The organism is Saccharopolyspora erythraea NRRL 2338 (assembly GCF_000062885.1).
Taxonomy (GTDB): domain Bacteria; phylum Actinomycetota; class Actinomycetes; order Mycobacteriales; family Pseudonocardiaceae; genus Saccharopolyspora_D; species Saccharopolyspora_D erythraea.
The window spans coordinates 5,656,008-5,673,753 of sequence record NC_009142.1; the positions used below are offsets into that span (position 1 = coordinate 5,656,008).

14 protein-coding genes and 2 pseudogenes are annotated in these 17,746 nt (G+C 65.2%); 2 read left to right on the forward strand and 14 right to left on the reverse strand.

Annotation, left to right across the window (positions count from 1 at the left end; translation table 11 throughout):
• Positions 1 to 5: 5 nt before the first annotated feature.
• A complete protein-coding gene (cuyB, locus tag SACE_RS24510; protein WP_009951349.1) occupies positions 6 to 761 on the reverse strand; it encodes a cysteate racemase in 756 nt (251 codons plus the stop codon).
• Complete coding sequence (locus SACE_RS24515; protein ID WP_009951348.1) at positions 754 to 1,965, reverse strand: dicarboxylate/amino acid:cation symporter; 1,212 nt, start codon at positions 1,963 to 1,965, stop codon at positions 754 to 756. Before SACE_RS24515 ends, cuyB begins: the two co-directional genes overlap by 8 nt.
• A gap of 203 nt (positions 1,966 to 2,168) precedes the next feature.
• Between SACE_RS24515 and aspA the strand changes: the two genes are divergently transcribed.
• Positions 2,169 to 3,620: an aspartate ammonia-lyase gene (gene aspA / locus SACE_RS24520; RefSeq protein ID WP_011874585.1), complete on the forward strand. Its 1,452-nt coding sequence runs from the start codon at positions 2,169 to 2,171 to the stop codon at positions 3,618 to 3,620.
• A 254-nt stretch (positions 3,621 to 3,874) separates the two neighbouring features.
• Positions 3,875 to 4,399, forward strand: a pseudogene (locus SACE_RS36840) (transposase); the annotation flags it as partial.
• Positions 4,400 to 4,429: 30 nt separating this feature from the next.
• Here SACE_RS36840 and SACE_RS24525 read toward each other — a convergent pair.
• The 12 genes and pseudogenes from SACE_RS24525 to SACE_RS24580 form a co-directional block, all read right to left on the reverse strand.
• Positions 4,430 to 5,809 (reverse strand): IS256-like element ISSer2 family transposase, encoded by a 1,380-nt coding sequence (locus SACE_RS24525; protein WP_011874587.1) that lies wholly within the window; start codon positions 5,807 to 5,809, stop codon positions 4,430 to 4,432.
• Positions 5,796 to 6,539: an arabinosyltransferase C-terminal domain-containing protein gene (locus SACE_RS39985; protein WP_308196715.1), complete on the reverse strand. Its 744-nt coding sequence runs from the start codon at positions 6,537 to 6,539 to the stop codon at positions 5,796 to 5,798. Before SACE_RS39985 ends, SACE_RS24525 begins: the two co-directional genes overlap by 14 nt.
• Complete coding sequence (locus SACE_RS24530) at positions 6,482 to 8,923, reverse strand: arabinosyltransferase domain-containing protein (protein WP_308196716.1); 2,442 nt, start codon at positions 8,921 to 8,923, stop codon at positions 6,482 to 6,484. Before SACE_RS24530 ends, SACE_RS39985 begins: the two co-directional genes overlap by 58 nt.
• A 438-nt stretch (positions 8,924 to 9,361) precedes the next feature.
• Entirely contained in the window at positions 9,362 to 10,552 is a 1,191-nt protein-coding gene (locus SACE_RS24535; RefSeq protein ID WP_031334651.1) for an FAD-dependent monooxygenase, read from the reverse strand.
• Positions 10,552 to 11,653: pseudogene (locus SACE_RS24545) on the reverse strand (3-dehydroquinate synthase II family protein). Before SACE_RS24545 ends, SACE_RS24535 begins: the two are co-directional and overlap by 1 nt.
• A gap of 109 nt (positions 11,654 to 11,762) precedes the next feature.
• Positions 11,763 to 12,770 (reverse strand): helix-turn-helix transcriptional regulator, encoded by a 1,008-nt coding sequence (locus tag SACE_RS24550; protein WP_009951326.1) that lies wholly within the window; start codon positions 12,768 to 12,770, stop codon positions 11,763 to 11,765.
• Positions 12,767 to 13,012 carry a hypothetical protein gene (locus SACE_RS24555; RefSeq protein WP_011874592.1) on the reverse strand — a complete coding sequence of 82 codons (246 nt, stop codon included), beginning with the start codon at positions 13,010 to 13,012 and terminating at the stop codon, positions 12,767 to 12,769. The genes SACE_RS24550 and SACE_RS24555 overlap by 4 nt, the downstream gene beginning before the upstream one ends.
• Positions 13,009 to 13,401 (reverse strand): hypothetical protein, encoded by a 393-nt coding sequence (locus tag SACE_RS24560; protein ID WP_011874593.1) that lies wholly within the window; start codon positions 13,399 to 13,401, stop codon positions 13,009 to 13,011. The genes SACE_RS24555 and SACE_RS24560 overlap by 4 nt, the downstream gene beginning before the upstream one ends.
• Before the next feature lie 276 nt (positions 13,402 to 13,677).
• Positions 13,678 to 13,902, reverse strand: coding sequence for a helix-turn-helix domain-containing protein (locus SACE_RS24565; RefSeq protein WP_009951323.1), 225 nt, complete (start codon positions 13,900 to 13,902; stop codon positions 13,678 to 13,680).
• A gap of 1,201 nt (positions 13,903 to 15,103) precedes the next feature.
• Positions 15,104 to 15,742 (reverse strand): site-specific integrase, encoded by a 639-nt coding sequence (locus SACE_RS24570; RefSeq protein WP_009951322.1) that lies wholly within the window; start codon positions 15,740 to 15,742, stop codon positions 15,104 to 15,106.
• Positions 15,743 to 15,758: 16 nt separating this feature from the next.
• A complete protein-coding gene (locus SACE_RS24575) occupies positions 15,759 to 16,583 on the reverse strand; it encodes an IS5 family transposase (RefSeq protein ID WP_011874594.1) in 825 nt (274 codons plus the stop codon).
• A gap of 480 nt (positions 16,584 to 17,063) precedes the next feature.
• Positions 17,064 to 17,534, reverse strand: a complete 471-nt coding sequence (locus SACE_RS24580) for a hypothetical protein (protein ID WP_143538210.1) — start codon at positions 17,532 to 17,534, stop codon at positions 17,064 to 17,066.
• Positions 17,535 to 17,746: the final 212 nt, after the last annotated feature.

Below are 17,746 nucleotides of genomic sequence, written 5' to 3' on the forward strand. Positions count from 1 at the left end.
AAGGTTCAGTTCAGACCTCCCCCGCGCGCATGAGCGATGACGGCCTCCGCCAGCACCTGGGTCGGGTCGACCACGGGCACGGGCAGTTGGCCGGTTTCCAGACCGAGGGGAATTTCGGTGCAACCGGCGATGATGGCCCGCGCATCTCGATCGACGAGCCGCCGCGCAGCCCTCGCCAGCAGCCCCCGATCATCCTTGCCCGCCTTGATCGACCGAATCGCGGCCATCACCTCCTCGGCCTGGGAGGTGGAGTCGGGCACCAGCAACGCGATCCCGGCGGTCGCCAACCATGTTTCGTACAGCCTGGCGCGCACCGTGCCGGTCGTGGCGAGCAATCCGACCTTGCGCACCGGAGGCCGGAGCGCGGCCAGGTGGCGGCTGGTCTGCTCGATCATGTGCACCAGGGGAACTCCGACGCGCTCGACGACCGCGGGCAGGAATGCGTGCGCGGTGTTGCAGGGCACGGCGATGACATCGGCACCGCCGGCGGCGAGCACGCGGGCGCCGTACACCAGCCACGGGGTGGGATCGGTCCCGCCTTCGAGCAATGCCCGGGTGCGGTCGGGGGTCGTCGGATCAGACCAGATGATCACGCGCAGGTGTTCTTGGTCGGTGGTCGCCGGGGTGGCGCGGATGAGCTTGGCGTAGAAGTCGGCGGTGGCCGCCGGGCCCATCCCCCCGAGCACGCCGATCGTGGGACCGAGGGCCCCTGGGTAGTCGGCGGCGCGGGAGGACGGGAGGTCGAAGACGGTGTCAGACACGCTCGGGGGCCTTCGGCTGGGTCTCGGGACTGAAGGCGCGTTCGGACCGCCCGATCACGACTGCGGCCAGGGAGTTGCCGACGACGTTGATCGCCGTGCGGGCCATGTCGACGATGAAGTCCACGCCGACCAGCAGGGCGATGCCTTGCGGCGGTAGGCCGAGGGTGTTTCCCGCGGCGATGAGGACCACGATCGAGGCCGAGGCGACGCCGGCCATTCCCTTTGACAGCACCACGAGTACGAGCACCATCATCAGCAGGGTCGGGACGCTGGTGTCGGTTCCGTAGGCGTTGGCGAGGAACACCAGCGCCACGCCCTGGTACAGGGTGGAGCCGTCGGTGTTGAACGAGTATCCGAGCGGCACGACGAGTGAGGTGACCGACCGGTTGACGCCGAAGGCTTCCAGGCGGCTCAGCAGCGGAGCGAGCACGGCTTCGGAGCTGCGGGTGACGAAGGCGATGCCCGCCAGGTCTCCGGTCGAACGCAGCATCCGCAGGTAGGGAACGCGGAAGATCGCGGCGATGAGCGGGAACAGCACGCCGAGCACCAGGGCGAGCCCGAGGTAGACCACTGCGACGAAGCCGAGCAAGCTGGTCAGGCCCTGCAAGCCGTAGTGCGCGACGTCGTAGGCGATGAAGCCCAGCACACCCAGCGGTGCGAACCGGATGACGTAGCCCACGATCCGGAACATGATCGACGACCACGAGTCCAGCACTGCGCGCACCGGGGCGGACTTCTCTCCCAGCGCTGCCATCGCGACCCCGACGAAAAGGGCGAACACGATCACGGCGAGCAGGTTGCCCTCGGAAAAGGCTGCCACGACGTTCTTCGGCACGGCATCCAGGAGAAGCTTCTGGAAGTCGATACCCTGCGACATGCCGCTCAACGACCCCGCGTCGGCCTGATTGACCGGGGCGCCGGAGCCGATGCCGGTCAGCTTCCCCAGCCCCACGGCCAGCAGCAGGATCAGCGTGGTGACGATCTCGAAGTAGAGGATCGCCTTGCCCGCGACCCTGCCGACGTGACGTACCGATTCCATGCGTGCGATCCCGAGCACGATCAGCGGGAACACCAGCGGGACGACCACCATCTGCACCAGGTGCAGGAAGACGTCCCCGAGGACCTTCAGGTGCTCACCGGCCGCCGGGGCGAACGTGCCCAGCGCGGCGCCCAGCACCACCGCCAACAGCGCCTGAACTCCCATCGGCACGCGCCACCAGCGACGACGTCTCGGCTCGTGATTCGGGGGCGACGACTCCGCAGTGACACCTTCGGCAACATGTGGTTCACTAGCCATCCTGGTCTCCAATATACTGCGTTCTGCGTATTGGAGCAACAGAGTGAGCGGCACCTCCCGTCCTGTCAAGTGCAGCGCCGGGCAGACCCGCACCGCCGCATGGAGACGTCATGAGCAACCGCGAAACCCGCACGGAGCACGACCTGATCGGCGACCGCGAGGTCCCCGCCGACGCCTACTACGGCGTGCACACCGCGCGGGCCGTGGACAACTTCCGCATCACCGGCACGCCGATCGCCACCTACCCCGACCTGATCAACGCCCTGGCCTCGGTCAAGGAGGCCGCCGCCCGCGCCAACCACGACCTCGGACTGCTCGACCAGCGGCGGGCGGAGGCGATCACCGCGGCCTGCGCCGAGATCCGCGCCGGGAAGTTGCACGAGCAGTTCGTGGTCGACGTGATCCAGGGCGGCGCGGGCACCTCGACCAACATGAACGCCAACGAGGTCATCGCCAACCGCGCGCTGGAACACCTCGGCCACACCCGCGGCGACTACCACCACCTGCACCCGCTCGAACACGTCAACCTGGCCCAGAGCACCAACGACGTCTACCCCACCGCCATCAAACTCGCCCTCACCACCGGCCTGCACCGCCTCCACACGGCCATGGGCGCACTCGCCGAAGCCTTCCACGACAAGTCCGTGGAGTTCGCCGACGTCCTCAAGATGGGACGCACCCAGCTACAAGACGCCGTCCCCATGACCCTGGGCCAGGAACTCAAGACCTACGCCATCATGCTCGAGGAAGACCGCCAGCGCCTCACCGAAGCCACCGACCTCCTGCTGGAGATCAACCTCGGCGGCACCGCCATCGGCACCGGCATCAACACCCACCCCGACTACGCCGCGAGCGCCTGCACCCACCTCGCCCGCATCACCGCCATCCCCGTCCGCACCGCCGACAACCTCGTCGAAGCCACCCAGGACGCCGGCGCCCTCGTGCAGCTGTCCGGCGTGCTCAAACGCGTCGCGGTCAAACTCTCCAAAACCTGCAACGACCTGCGCCTGACCTCCTCCGGCCCCCGCGCCGGACTCAACGAGATCAACCTGCCCGCCGTGCAGGCCGGATCCAGCATCATGCCCGGCAAGGTCAACCCCGTCATCCCCGAAGTCGTCAACCAAGTCGCCTTCGAAGTCATCGGCAACGACGTCACCGTCACCCTCGCCGCCGAAGCCGGCCAACTCCAGCTCAACGCCTTCGAACCCGTCATCGTCCACAGCGCGCTCAAATCGCTGACCCACCTCACCGCCGCCTGCGACACCCTCACCACCCGCTGCGTCACCGGCATCACCGCCAACCGCACGCAACTCGAGCACACCGTCCGCAACTCCATCGGACTGATCACCGCCCTGAGCCCCTACATCGGCTACACCAACGCCACCACCATCGCCCAGCAAGCCCTCACCACCGACCGCAGCATCACCGACCTCGTCCTCGACACCGGCCTCATCACCCCAGAAAGGCTGTATGCGCTGCTGCAGCCCGAAAAGCTCACCCGGCCACGCCATATCACCAAGGAGCCAGGCCCACGCACGGCCGCCACTGATAATGCACGGTGAGATTGGCGGGGCGAAGCTCCATGACGGCTCGCTCGGTGACGTAGGTGCTTTGGCCGTTCTGCAAGGCTCGGCGTCCGAGAAAGTCGGGGAACTTACCTTCTTCACGAGCTTGGTGTGTGCGATCCGTCCTCAGCTTGAGTTTTAACCCTGGGTGGGTGCGTGGTGACCCCGGTTGATCATGGGCGAAGCCCTTGGTTGATCATTCGTTCTTGCGACAGAAGGAAGATCACAACCAAGGGCTTCAGTTGATCAGTGTGCACGACGTCGGCCAAGCCGGTGCGCTTGGGGAGCTGTCCGGGTTCCGTCAGCGGTTCTACGGGTGTTTGGCCGGGCGGGCGGACGTGCTGTTCGAGCTGACCGACGCGGTGTTGTGCAGCGATGGACCGGTCACCAGTCTGGCCGAGTTGTCGTTGACCGCCGAGCATCGACGCGGGCACGGTGCCTTGTACGACGCGGTCAACCATGGCCACCTCGAGGTGGACCGGCTGCGGGTAGCGCTGGCGGGATTGCCTGTTCCTCGTGCGGCGGATGGGCGGATCGTGCTGGCGGTGGATGTGTCGCCGTGGCTTCGTCCGGACGCGGCCTGTAGTCCCGACCGGTTGTTCTGCCATGTGTATGGCCGCTCGCGCAGTGCCTCGCAGTTCATCCCGGGTTGGCCCTACTCATTCGTGGCCGCGCTGGAGACCGGGCGCACGTCGTGGACGGCGATCCTGGACGCGGTGCGGTTGGAGCCGGTCGACGATGCCACCGCGGTCACCGCCGCCCAACTGGAGCCTGTCAAGTGGTTTGTGTATAGGACTTTGGGTGGGTCAGTTGAGGTAGGGGTCGAGGCGGTCGGGGAAGTGCAGGGCGAGTGCGCCGAGGGCTTGTTTCCAGCCTTGGACGGTGGCGCCTTCGACCAGGCGTGCGGGGGCGTTGCGCTGGTGGGTGGGTAGTCCGCGTTGTTTGTCGCGTTGTCGGGCGCGTTTGTCTTCGATGTCGCGGATGGCCAGCCACAACAGCTTGATCACCGCGTCGTCGGAGGGGAAGTGCCCGCGATTTTTGATGATCTTGCGGAGCTGGTAGTTCAGTGACTCGATCGAGTTCGTCGTATAGATGATCTTGCGGACTTCGGGCGGGAACTCCAGGAACGGGATGAACCGTTCCCACGCGTTTTCCCAGGTCCGTACAGCGGCCGGATACTTGCGGCCGAGGTCGGACTCGGCGAACTCCAGCAGGGCGGTCTCGGCGGCCTGGGCGGTGGGCGCGGTGTAGATCGGTTTCAACGCCGCAGCGACCTTCTTGCGGTCCTGATACGAGACGAACCGCATCGCCGCCCGGATCAGATGCACCGTGCAGGTCTGCACCGTCGAGGACGGCCAGGTCGCCTCGATCGCCTCCGGCAACCCGGGCAGGCCGTCGCAGCAGACGATCAGGACGTCTTTGACGCCGCGGTTGCGCAGCTCGGCACACACCCCGGCCCAGAACTTCGCCCCTTCGGAGGCCTGGATCCAGATCCCGAGGACGTGTTTGACGCCGTCGAGATCGACACCGACGGCGATGTGGGCGGAGCGGTTGCGGACCTGGTGGCCGTCACGCACCTTCACCACCAGCGCATCGAGGTAGATGATCGGGTAGATCTCTTCCAGCGGCCTCGACTGCCAGGCCGTGACCTCCTCGAGCACCGCGTCGGTGATGTTGGAAATCGTCTCGTGGGAGAGCTCGGTGCCATAGGTGCGCTGCAGGTGGTGCTGGATGTCGCGGACGGTCATCCCGCCCGCGTACAGCGAGATGATGATCTCGTCCAGGCCGCCGGCCCGCCGCGACCCCTTGGGCACCAGCCGCGGCTCGAACGAGCCCGCCCGGTCGCGGGGCACCTCCAGATCGACATCGCCGACCTCGGTCGAGATCGTCTTACCGCTGGCACCGTTGCGCGAGTTCGGACTACCCCGCCCGGCCGGATCCCCCTTGTCATACCCGAGATGGTCCGACATTTCGGTTTGCAGCCCACGCTCGAGCACGGCTTTGACCAGCTCGGGCAAAAACCCGCCCTGCCCGGTCAACGCCAGCCCGCCCCGGTCGACGGTGTCCATCAGCCCATCGAGCAGGCCTGCCTCGATCATCTCATTGACCGCGTCCCGCGCTGACGAGGGCTGTGCGGCCGTCCCGAACGGATGTCCTTCCTGCTGCTGCGAATCACGCGTGCCCATCGGTGCGTACTCCATCAACTATCGGATCTTGTACACAACCCACCTGACACGCCCCCCCAGGCGACCACGTTCCCCAATGCGTTTCCGTGTGAACGCTCATAGCCACCTGTGCAGGCAACGCATCCGGGACATAAGGGTCCACCGCGTAGAGCGATCCCCAGTCCCTGTTGACGTCGTTTTTCAAGTACGTGGGCATTTCGCGCATGCTCGTCGCCACGCTCAACCAACCGAAGGCTCCGCCAGCATCGGGCGAGGACCATCCCTGTCCGATCGCACGCACCTCACCGCCCGCCGCGATCCGGAGCCTGGGCATATCAGCAATTCCGTTGTGGCTACTGGTGACCCGGGCGCAGGGATGCACCAAAGCTGCTGGCCACTCCACGAACGTAGGTGTGTCACCGACGATGTCGGTCATTTTCGTAAGTTGGGGCGCCCGAGGCGCGGTAACTGCGAGCCAGCCGTGGCTTCCGAGTGCCCTGTCCTTGGCGACCAGCCGCATCTTCGTCGCGCCTTCCGAAGGTCCTCCGACGGACACGCGGTGATCACGCCACTGCGCCGCCGGACCCTGGACGACGGGGTAACGCTGCACCACCTCGAAACCATCTGGCGTATCCCGACCGAACTCGATGAACACCGAGTTCGCACCCGCTTCCCAACCGGCGAGGGTGAGAACTACCGGAACGTCCCCGTTGAGCGCTCGTTCCGGCAGGTCGTACCACTCGGTGCGCAACTCACCGGTGCCGGTCTCAGTCGGCTCGTAGCTTCCCCAGACAGGCGCTCGCTCTCCGCCGAACTGGTTTGGCGGTGACCAGTCCGGTTCACCGGGATTGGCTCCGTTACCTGGCGGCAGCCGTCGCGCCCGAAGCCGTCCATCTTTGCGCGCAGGTAGGCGTCTGGGCTTTCCTCCGCCTCATTCGGCTTGCGCACCCTCGTTCCAGGCGTGGCGTTAACCGGTTGGTCCGGGGACACCCGCAGCACACCAGAAAGCGGGTTGGTCTCGACATAAACGTAGTCGGGGAGGCCGCAGCTGTTGCCCGCAAGTTGCTTGATGTTGTCCTGACCGAGGCTGTACGTGCCCCACTGTTCCTGGAAGACCTTCGCGAAACTAGCCACCTCTCCGATGATGAGCAAAGCGCAGATCACCGACAGGGGTGCGGTACCGAGACGCAACGCGCGGCTGCGTTCCTCAAGACTTTGATCGACGACCTTTGGGTTGTGCTCATCGATGCGGAGATGCTCGACGAATGCCACGATCAGCGCGATCGCGGCGATGATCAGCAGGAAGGTACTTGCGTTATACCCCTCGATCGAAGGCCGTTTGTCGAACCACGGCACTCCCCAGCCTGACACGTACCACCATGCGTTCGTACCAGTCGCCGCGAACGCCAGGATCACCATCAACCCTGCGAAGAAGACCGCTCGATTACGCCGCGAACGGAGCACCGTACTGCTCGCCGCCAGTGCGGTCAGCGCGGCCAGCGCTCCACCAACGGCAGCGAAGATACCGAAGTGATGAGTGTGCTTGGTTGGAGTGAGCGCGAGAGCGACGAAGGACAGCGCAGTGACACCGAGCAGCCGACGGCTCGGTCCCAGCGCCGCTCCCCGGATCTGGCCGCGGCGCAGCAAGACCACCAAACACGTGATCAGGCACAGCATCACCAACAGCACCGGAAAGCGACGGGTCAGCGACCCATCCGGGATCGGGCTGAACAACAGGCTGTAGCGGTGTATCTCCTCGTACCAGGTCTGGTCCGGACCGATTTCCTTTCGCGACCTGGTCGCGTCCATGACCGACTGCCAGGTCTGGTCGGAGAAAGCGAGAACCAGGATCACGAAGCCCGACGCCGCCAACGGGGCCAGTACCGGCAACCAGCCGAACTCCCGTGCCCGCTGCCGTACCAGATGCAAAAGCGGTTTGACCGCAGCTACGAACGCCATTGCGGCCACCATGCCGTGCGGGTTCGCGGCCACTGCCAAAGCAGCGCCAACGAGCCCCAGAGCCGCCGGAACCAGGCGGCTTGTGGCAACCGCGCGTTCCACAGCACACAAGGCCAGCAACGAGAACACGACCACTACGGGCTCCGGCCGCAGCCCGTTGTTGTACGGGAGCCAGAAAGCCAGGAACACTGCGGCAGCGGCCCACCCGGCCGAGGTGCTACGCCGAACTCGCTGTCCCAGCCGGGGAAGCACCTCGCGACTGATCAGGAACCAGCTTGCGAGGCCCATCACCAAAGCAGGCAGGCGCACCCACGGCGTGGCGGTCGAGATCTGCACCCACCACGAGTACACATCGACGAACCAGCCCATCGGAGCCACTGCAACCTCGAACCAGCGGTAGAAGTCACTGACGTAGCCCAGATCGGCGCGGACGCGCGCCATGGTCAGGAAATAGCCGTCATCAGCCGTCATGGCGCCAATCAGCCACCAGACGACCAGCACACCCACCACCGCGACGTCTCGAGGTGTGGGTTTCCACCAGCCAGAGGGCGCGAACCTGCGCGGACGCCGTGCAACACGTGAATCGAACGCGCGCAACGCAAGGACCGAAGAGAGGAACGCGACCACCGCCAGTACGATCACCACGATCTTGATCGGCGTCGCCGTGCTCTGATAGCGGTCATCTACCTGAGCTTCGAACGACACGCCGCGGACATCGTCAATCCGGGCGTCCAGGTCGGAGTAGATGCCAGTCATTTGTGGCCGGACGTCATCGTTCACTCGTGCGATCGGATGCCCGCTCACACTCGCCACGGTGCCGAACCCGTCGGAGTGCACCTTGACGACGCAGTCATCCCCGACGAGTGCAGTGCTGGCTAGCTGCTGACCACGACTGGTCAGCACAAGGCGCCCGTCCTGGACCTGCAATATCAGCCCAGTGATCTTGCCGTACTCCGATGGCGGTGGGTTCGTGCTCAGGACAACCGCGGGGCCGGCATGGCGAGCATCAAGACCGCGTACGACCGCGCACGGCACGACGAGGTCAAGGCGCAGCGGCGAATAGGTGACCAGCGGCGCCGATACCGGCTTCGTCCCCTGCGCCGTCGGCCACTTGAGCGTGGTGACCTGGTGGTCGACCGGTAGAAACGGCACCGCTAGTGCCAGCAGCGTTCCCAAAAAATCCGGAGACCACGGCCAGGAGCTTCAGGCCAGATCCACCACTGCCGGCAAAGCGGAGACGCGTCGCCTCACGCTTCACCCGTCGTTCGATTAGCTCCGTCGACCGTCGGGCATCAGCACTGTCCCCAGGAAGCACGCACGCAAGCATAGTAGCCGGGAAACCTATGGTTCCAGCGGCATACGACTGTCGGCGGCGACGCTTGCAGTCAAGCCACCCGACCGGAAACTCAGGTTTTTCTCAGGGTTTTGTGACCAGCCGGTAACCTTTGAACTCCTCCGCGCCCCAATAATTCCGCAGTCAAGAATGGTCGAGAAGCTCAACGAGATTCCCACCAGGATGATTAGTGGTTGGCGGCGCCGATTTGCGGCACCGCCAACACCCCCGTTGTCCAGTGGTTTCTCAACTTATCATGGTAATCTCATCCTATTAATATGTCACGATTCAAACGATGATTCGACATCATGACCGAACAGCCACGACCGGTTGTGCAGCTCATGTACGTCGCGCAAGGTGACATCCCGGTCCTGCTGCGCTGGCCCGTCGTCCAGGTGGAAATTACTGGTACTAGAGCGCGATTCGCGGTGGATCTTAGCAACCCTGGGAACTCGCACCACCTGGTAACGCTCCAGCGCAGCATCGATCTGACCACCACAGCTTCCGAGTGACGCGGCCAAGGCGAACGCGTCCTCAACAGCCTGGTTCGAACCTTGAGCGATGAAGGGCAGCATCGGATGTGCAGCATCCCCAACGACGGCCAGCCTTGCCGTACTCCAGGTGGGGTAAAGATCCCGGTCGTGCAGCGCCCACCGGGTCACAGCATTGGCCTCCGCGAAGAGTTGGCGCACTTGGCGGTGCCAGCAGGTGTAAGCCCGGCGCAGGTCCTCAACGCGGCCGGTGGCCATCCAGGATTCCTCCTGCCAGGGGTCCTCACTCGGAACGGTGGCGACGAAGTTGACCAGGCGGCCACCTGAGACAGGATAGAAGACGCAATGCTGCGCCGGACCGAGCCACACCGTGACTTTGGGAACCGAATCATGAGGATCCAGAACGGCCTCCGTCGGCACCAAACCTCGATACACCACCTGTCCAGAGAAACGAGGGCGATCAGTGAGCAGCGCATTCCGGACAGTCGACTTGATGCCATCGGCCCCGACTACGACGTCCGCCGTCTCGGTACGCTTTTCCGAGAATCGTAGAAGCGCATGGCGTTCGAGTTCTTCTACTCCCTCACAGGTGTACCCGAGACGGACGTCCGACCTGACCGTCTCCAGAAGAGCGGAGTGTAGGTCCGCGCGGTGCAACGTGTAGTACGGCGCGCCGAAGAGCTCTTCGCAGCGATCACCCAGAACCGTTCGCCCGAGCAATCGGCCGTCGTCCCATCTCCGCAGCTCCAGCGCTTCCGGACGCACCGCGACGGACTCGAGGCGCTCAGCAAGTCCCACTCTGTGCAACAGACGGCTTGCGTTGGGGGAAATTTGGATACCCGCGCCCACTGCAGCCAGCCGCTGCGATCGCTCGTACACAGTACACCGCAGTCCAGCACGTTCAAGTGCCGCGGCAGTGGCCAAGCCGGCGATACCCGCGCCTACCACCGCGATGTTCAACCCGTCGCTTCCGCCGTCCATTACTGCTCGATGCAAAATTCGTCAATGGCGTATCCGACGTGGCGGGCCTCGTTGGGAAGATAGCCCAGAATCGAATCTCCGGGGCGCAACTCGGTGGTGTTGAGCACCGCCCCTCCCGGTCCCAGCACGCGAACGTGCCAATCGTTCTGAACGATCAGGTTGGCCGAACGGCCCGAGTCCGACACGGCGTCGATACTCAGCAGAGGCCTCCGCTCGATCTTGACACGGCCGACGGTGACCTCGCGCGTTCGGCCGCTGGAATCCACGGCTACCAGCACGTGCCGGCCTTGAGCTCGCTCAGGTAGTTCGTCCTACCGTTCTGCGAGATCGTGTACGAGTGAAGGCCGCCGGCGTTGACTCGGAAGGGCCGGGTCGGCATGTACGGCAGGGGTGGGTTTCACTGCACGACAGCACCAGTCCGCTCGAACGTGAGCCGATCAGCAGCCCTTCGTCCTCGCGCAGGTACGAGCAGGTGTCGACACAGGCCCTGTCGCCCATCCCGACGTCGTTGATCTCCGTCACCGTCAGCGCCACAAGAGCAAGGTCGGGCGTGCTCGCTCGGGTCCGTTCTTTGAACTCGGTCGCGTCGCCCACATCGTTGACGGCCAGCATGACGCCGTCCGAGCCACGTTCGAGGACGCCGCAAAGGATTTCGACGTCCGGCATTTTCCGCGCAACCGTGATGACACCGCCCTTGGAGTTGTTGGCGGCGGCCAGCACGATCTCCAGCGGAATCTTGGTGGGTTCGTGGAACCACAGCACGCTCCACGGATCGGTGCGTGCTGCCTCGCAGGCGAGATCCAAGGTATCCGAGTCGACGATCTCGACGAACCTGCCGATCTCGGCCTTCGGGTACAGCTCGGCGATCTCGGCTCTCTCCGCGTCCAGTGCGGAGTCCACGATTACGGCATCGACCTCGTCCGCAGCCCGCGGCAGTTCACCGCGCGATACCATGAGCACCCGTGTGACGGTCGGTGGCAGCGATGCGAGGTCGGCAACATCATCGGACAACACGGCGTCCACGCGCTGGTGCACGGCCTCCTCGATGATCGCATCCTTCGCTCCACCCGCTCCTCGAATGTCCAGCCAGCACAGTTTCATCTGATTCTCCTTCGTGATCGAGTAACGTTTCCGCACTTGGCGTCCCGGCCAAGCGCCTGAATGCACAACCGCGGTCGAGCAGGACCACGGCTGACGACCTTCGGAACTCCTACGAACGAGCCGCTACCTGGCGAGCCAACTCGACCCGGCTGTTGATGCCGAGCTTCGCGAAGACATGCCGCAGGTGGCTGTCCACCGTGTACGGGGAGAGAAAGAGTCGTTTCGCGGCCTGCTTGTTGGTGAGGCCCTGTGCAACCATCTGCACCACTCGAAGCTCAGAGTCAGTTATGCTGTCCCATCCACCCAACTCCCTGTTACCGCGACGGCTCGACCGCCTGCTCCCAACCCGCTGGGACGATTTCCTCACACGTACCGCGTCGTACTGCGCACCAATATCGACATAGATCGCCGAAGCCTCTTCCAGCAGATTGACGGCTTCGTGGTGGTCACCCGAGTCGGACAGCGCTACCGCCGCGTCCTCCATGGCCGCCGCCCTGGCCAGCACTCGCGCGCTGGAGCGGTAGTGCTCCACCGCCTTGACCAGCAGCTCAGGATCATTTCGGAGCACCCCCTGCGCATGTGCAGCTGCTCCAGTCATCGAGGACACCCGCGGATTCACCGAGGCCAGATAACGAACCGCCGCGCACACGGCTTCGGCTTTGGATGCCATGCCGATCTGATCAGCGATCCGGATCAGCAGCGGCGCCGCCGCGTACTGATCGTTCAACAACAGCAGAAGAACAGGATTCTCCGAGTACACGGTGATGAGTTTGTCGATTGCGGGACCTGCGGATTCCGGTATCTTCGCGAAGAAAAGTTTCGCCCACTCCAAGCTTGGCCACATGGTCTGACCGCTTTGAGCAATCGCCCTTTCCGCCAACGAGAGGTGTTCGCCAGCCAACGACAGCTCGTACCGCCTTATCGAGACCTGCACCAGCAGCGAACGGAGCAGTACCTGTGGCAATGGGTTCGCGCTGTCCTCAGCGGCGTCGAGACCTTCATCTGCGATCTGCTGTGCCTCAGCCAGCCGACCGGTGACCAGACACAGCTCGGCTTGGCCGTAGTGCCACAGTGGCCGCGCGCATTCGGCGCCGAACCCGTCGAGCTCGTCCCTCATGGCCGTATAAGCCGCTTGATCGTGATCCCGCTGGCGTAGCGCCACCGCACGCGCCGCGTCGGCTCGGCGGGACGCCGGCTGCCGATGCTGACGACCTCGGCCGCCTCACGGTCCTGTTGCTCGCGGCGCTCCCGCTGCTCCCATGCCTCATCCACACTCGCGCCGGTGCTGTAGACGGTGTCGTCGGCGGAGTCGTACCAAGCATCGGCATCATGGTTCGAGTCGCCGTAGCGCATGCTCATGCGCTCTCGCCCCGGCTCGACAGGCATCGGCCGGTATGCCAGTCCACGGGCCCTCCCCGGTACCCGCCATGACGAGCGCGCGCCTGCTCCGCCGTCGGCCCAGGCTGCGCGCGGCGCCGCTGCAGCTCCGCATATGTCGGCGCCGCGGCCGCCCGCCTCCAGTCGCACGCGGCGCTGACCGCATGCGAGTTCGCCGCGTCCCGTCGCCGCCGGTCCCACTCGATCCACTCACCGATCAGGTCACGAACCTGCGGAGATTCCACCAGCAGCGCCACCTTCGGCAGTTCCGACCACAGCCAACAGCTGGCCTCGCGCCAGCACGCAGCCTCTGCCACCAGCAGGTCGTAGACACCGCGTGGAATCGAGATCATGTTCTTGCCCGAGGACATGACGTCTCCTCACCAGAAAAGAAGGGCACACCGGCCGCCGCCAACCGACACCGGAGAGCCGTAGAGGTTGTTGCGAAGCCTGAGTAAAAGCGTGACGACGCTATGCGCGTCGAGCCCGGAATGGAAAGCGACGTCAGCGACGGCATGGCCCTCGCATAAAGGGGTGTTCGCGGCCTGGTGGCGCTCACCAGCGACTGTCACCGCCGCTTACGCCACCCTCGTCGAACCGCAACTACTGCCACCGAAACAGAGTGACGTCACCGGGAACCGAGGCAGTCAGTTCGAGTCCGGGTGCCGCATCGGAGCATCCGACCCGGCCAGGAAATCGTTGATCGCCGCGACCGGGATGATGTAGGCCTTACCGGTATTGCGCGCCCGCAGCTTTCCGTCAGCGATCAACTTCCGGACCTGCCACGACGACAAAGACATCATGGCCGCAGCAACGGCAACCGTCACCGCAGCGACCTCCACCTCATCTGGATTCCGAATGAGCCGAGTCATGCGTCATCACCACCAAGTCGACTTCACATCGCGGCAAGTCGTGCCACATATCCACAACTACCCGACAGCCGCCGACGGCGGAAGAGTTTTGCCGTGTCCACAGCGGCTATTGCCGTGTCCTTTCAAATGACACGGCCCGACACAAGACAAAGAGGCAGACGACTTTTCGCCATCGTCGGCAAAGCCGGGCTCACCGAGCCGGTGCGGCCAGCTCATCGCGTTCTCCGGCGCGTGTCCTGCGCTCCCTCGCCGACGATGCGTACCGCCGTAGGCCGCTGAAGCATGCCCGCTTCAAACCCTCAGGATGAGCTGTGACCATGCCGAAGGGCCCGCCCGCTGGCCGGATCGACGTCGATGGCAGTGGACTAGCCGTCCAAGCGGGCAGGCCGCACCAGTGTCGAGCCTGGCCGCTGAGCTACGGAGGGCAGAAAGGCCCATAGTCAACGACGAGGCCGTTCGACACCGCGCCGGGTCCTTCAGCGCCCGGCTCCGCTGCTCCACGCCAGCGCAGCAACCCCAAAACTCCACTGGATGGCGCAGCCGGTAGGCACACCACCCGCTGGTCCTGCCGCCGGCGGCAGCCCGCGCAACAAGTGAACTGATTTCATTTTCCACTGAAACGGCAGTAGATAGCATCAACTGAATCCGACCGCGACCCACTGTCAAGGCCGCTGGCCGAAGTCGCGTCGGCCGCGGGGCGACCGAGGAGACTCACGCGTAGCACACACATCGGGCGGAAGTGGGCCTGCAGGCACACGCTCCAGGTGAACCGCGCGGTTGACGTGGAGGCCGCTCGTCGACCGCAGGGACGACCAGGCTTACCTGTCGGCCGGGCCCCCGTGGCCATGTAGAACCCATGCTTTACGAACGCGAGCCCACGCGAGCGAGCCCTCGCGAACGCAACGCTCGTTTTTAGATCGCCCAGCTCAGGCACGGTCCAGCACACTCTCGCCGATCTCGACGCAACATCCGTCCAATGTGCGTGGGCTTTCACGCACGTGCGGATGCCCATCGGGCCAAGGGGTGGTCCGGCTGCGGCTCTTCGCGATCTTGCGAAGGTGCCGAAGGTGCCGAAGGTGCCACTATTTCGATGTGGGCACCTTCGGCACCATCGGGCACCTTCAGCAGTATCGACCCGCCGCCCAGCACAGCACTGCATCGTCCGGGACAAGGAGCCATGCCTTGCTGTGCCCGGTATCGCTTACTCATCACCTCCCGAGCGGCGTGCCGCCAGGGGATGCGGTTCGCCGGTCAATGCCGCAACCGCCGCAGCAACCTCCTCGAGACCGGCTCGAATGTAGGTCGTCGTGGTACCGCCGTCCCCACTACTGCTGTCGGTGTGCCCGGCGAAAGCCCGGGCAACCGCATAACCGAAATGTCGCTCCACCCAGGTCAGGGTGGTGTGGCGCAGCCAGTGCGTACTGATCTGCTGCGAGGCCACCCACGGCAAATGCGAGCCCAGCCTGCTCCACAGATAGTCGTAGCGGCGCCGGGTGATCGGCTCCCCGTTGACGTACCGCAGCAACTGCCCACCCGACTCGGCCGCACCCCGATGCTCGGCGTGGTCCTGCAGATGCCGCATCAGGGTCGGCGACACCGGTTGCCACCGCACCGTCCCGCCTTTCTCCTGCAACAGCACCAGACACTGCTGCGGATCGAGATCCCGTGGACGCAGCGCCAACGCTCCACCCCGGCGGCAGGCGGTCTCGGTGTGCAGCCGCAGCAGCAACGTATCCAGCGCCGGATCATTGCCCGTGGCCGCAGCCACCTCGTTGATTTCGGCCAGGCCGGAATCCGGCAACCCACGGCGGGTGGACGGCAACCGGCGCGGTTTGGGCACACGCTTAGGGGTCCTTTCAGATTGCGTGTGTGGGGAGCTTGGCGGCGAGGATCATGCAGTGGGTGAGTTGGAGGAAGCCGTCGTGGATGTCGTCGCGGGTTTCCCAGCGGATCCGTAGGCGGCGTGGTCCGTGCAGCCAGGCGATCGCGGCTTCGACCACCCACCGCAGCTTGCCGAGGCCGGAACCGTGGTCGTCACCTCGGCGAGCGATCCGGGGTGTGATGCCCCGGGCCCGCAGCTTGTCTCGGTAGACGTCGTGGTCGTAGGCCCGGTCTGCGTAGAGGCGGCGGGGTTTGCGGCGGGGCCGACCCGGCCGTCCGCGCACCGGTGGGATCTCCTCCACCAGCGGCACCAGCTGGGTCACATCGTTGCGGTTGCTGCCGGTCAGCACCACCCGCAACGGGGTTCCACAGGCATCGGTGATGACGTGGTGCTTCGAGCCCGGCCGACCACGGTCAACCGGACTCGGACCGACTTTTGGGCAACCACGTCCCCGTTTGGCCTGGATCTGGGAGGAATCCACGACCGCTCGGGAGAAGTCCAACTGATCGGCCGCTCGCAGGCGATCCAGCAGCACCCGCTGCAACTGCTCCCATACTCCGGCCTGCTGCCACTCGGCCAACCGCCGCCAGCACGTCGACCCCGAGCCGAATCCCAACTCCTGCGGCAGAAACTCCCACTGGATGCCGGTGTAGAGCACGAACAAGATGCCCTGCAGAGTCTTGCGATCGTCGATCCGACGCCGACCCGGATACCGAAACCGACGCTCGTGCCGGGGCAGCAACGGCTCGATCAACGCCCACAACTCGTCGCTGACCTCCCACGGCCTCGGGCGAGCCATCCCACGCTCCCAACGATCGAAACGTGATCAACTCCAGCCACCACCATGCCAGACCAAGATCATTATGCAAGGACCCCTTAGCCGGATTGTCGCCCTCGGCGATCCACCCGTCGGCGACCGCATGGTTGTACACACACCGCAACGCCGCGATCAGATGCTCGGCTGCACCCCGCCCACCACGGGCATTGCGCCGAGCCACTACGTGGGTTCTGACGTGCTCGGCGAACTGCTTGATCTCCAGCGCCGTCGGCTCATCCAGCCGCCGATCACCCCAGTGCTCGAGAATCCGGTTCCAGTACGAGCCATACACCCGCCGCGTGCCCGCCGACACCGCCGCCGACACCTTCGGGATGTACTCAGCGAAGGTCGGCGCCACCGGCTGCTGCGGAGGGCCGGCCACCAAGTCCTCCGGTGAGAGACCCATCCGCGCCAGCACCAGCCGTGCGGCCTCGATCTCCGCCTGCTCCGGCTGTCCGCCACTCATGACAGCTCACCCCCGACCAGGGAGCTCGTGTGCGGAGCCAGCACCGCATCCAGCGCCCGCATCGGGAAGGTCACGACCACATCCTGTGCAGGGTCAGCGGCCAGCAGCAGCCGATCTCCCGCACTCACGCCCACCCGAGTGCGCACCGGGCCGGGCAGCAGCACACGGGCCACAGCCGGGATGGTGAACACGCCCTGCGGATCACGGCGCACCACCGCCGCACCCCCACGCACGCTCACGCTCACGTGGTCACCGGCGGCCCAGCCCAGCGCCCGCACCACCGTGTTCTCCGCGATCCGGCCCGAGGCATCCACCCGGCCGATCCCGTAGACCCATGACGCGTCACCGGGAACGGGCATTACCTCGGCCAGCGGCAGCCGCGACCGCATTCGCCGAATCTCGGCCGGGACACGCGACCGAGCACCCGTCGACTGCGGCACCAGGGCCGACACGATCCGCTCACCCATGGCCACCACCACCCCGGCGACCACAGGCACACCGGGCCAGCAGCACAGGGACTGCACATGCCACACACCCGCAGGACAACGCTGGCCTCTGCGGGTTCGACTTAACGTAATACTGGGGAAATCTCACCAGTTTTTTGTGTCCGAGGGGGGAGTTGCGCACTAACCATACGGATTGAGCTGCCGGAGCCCGAGTGACACGGAGCCCCGCCGAA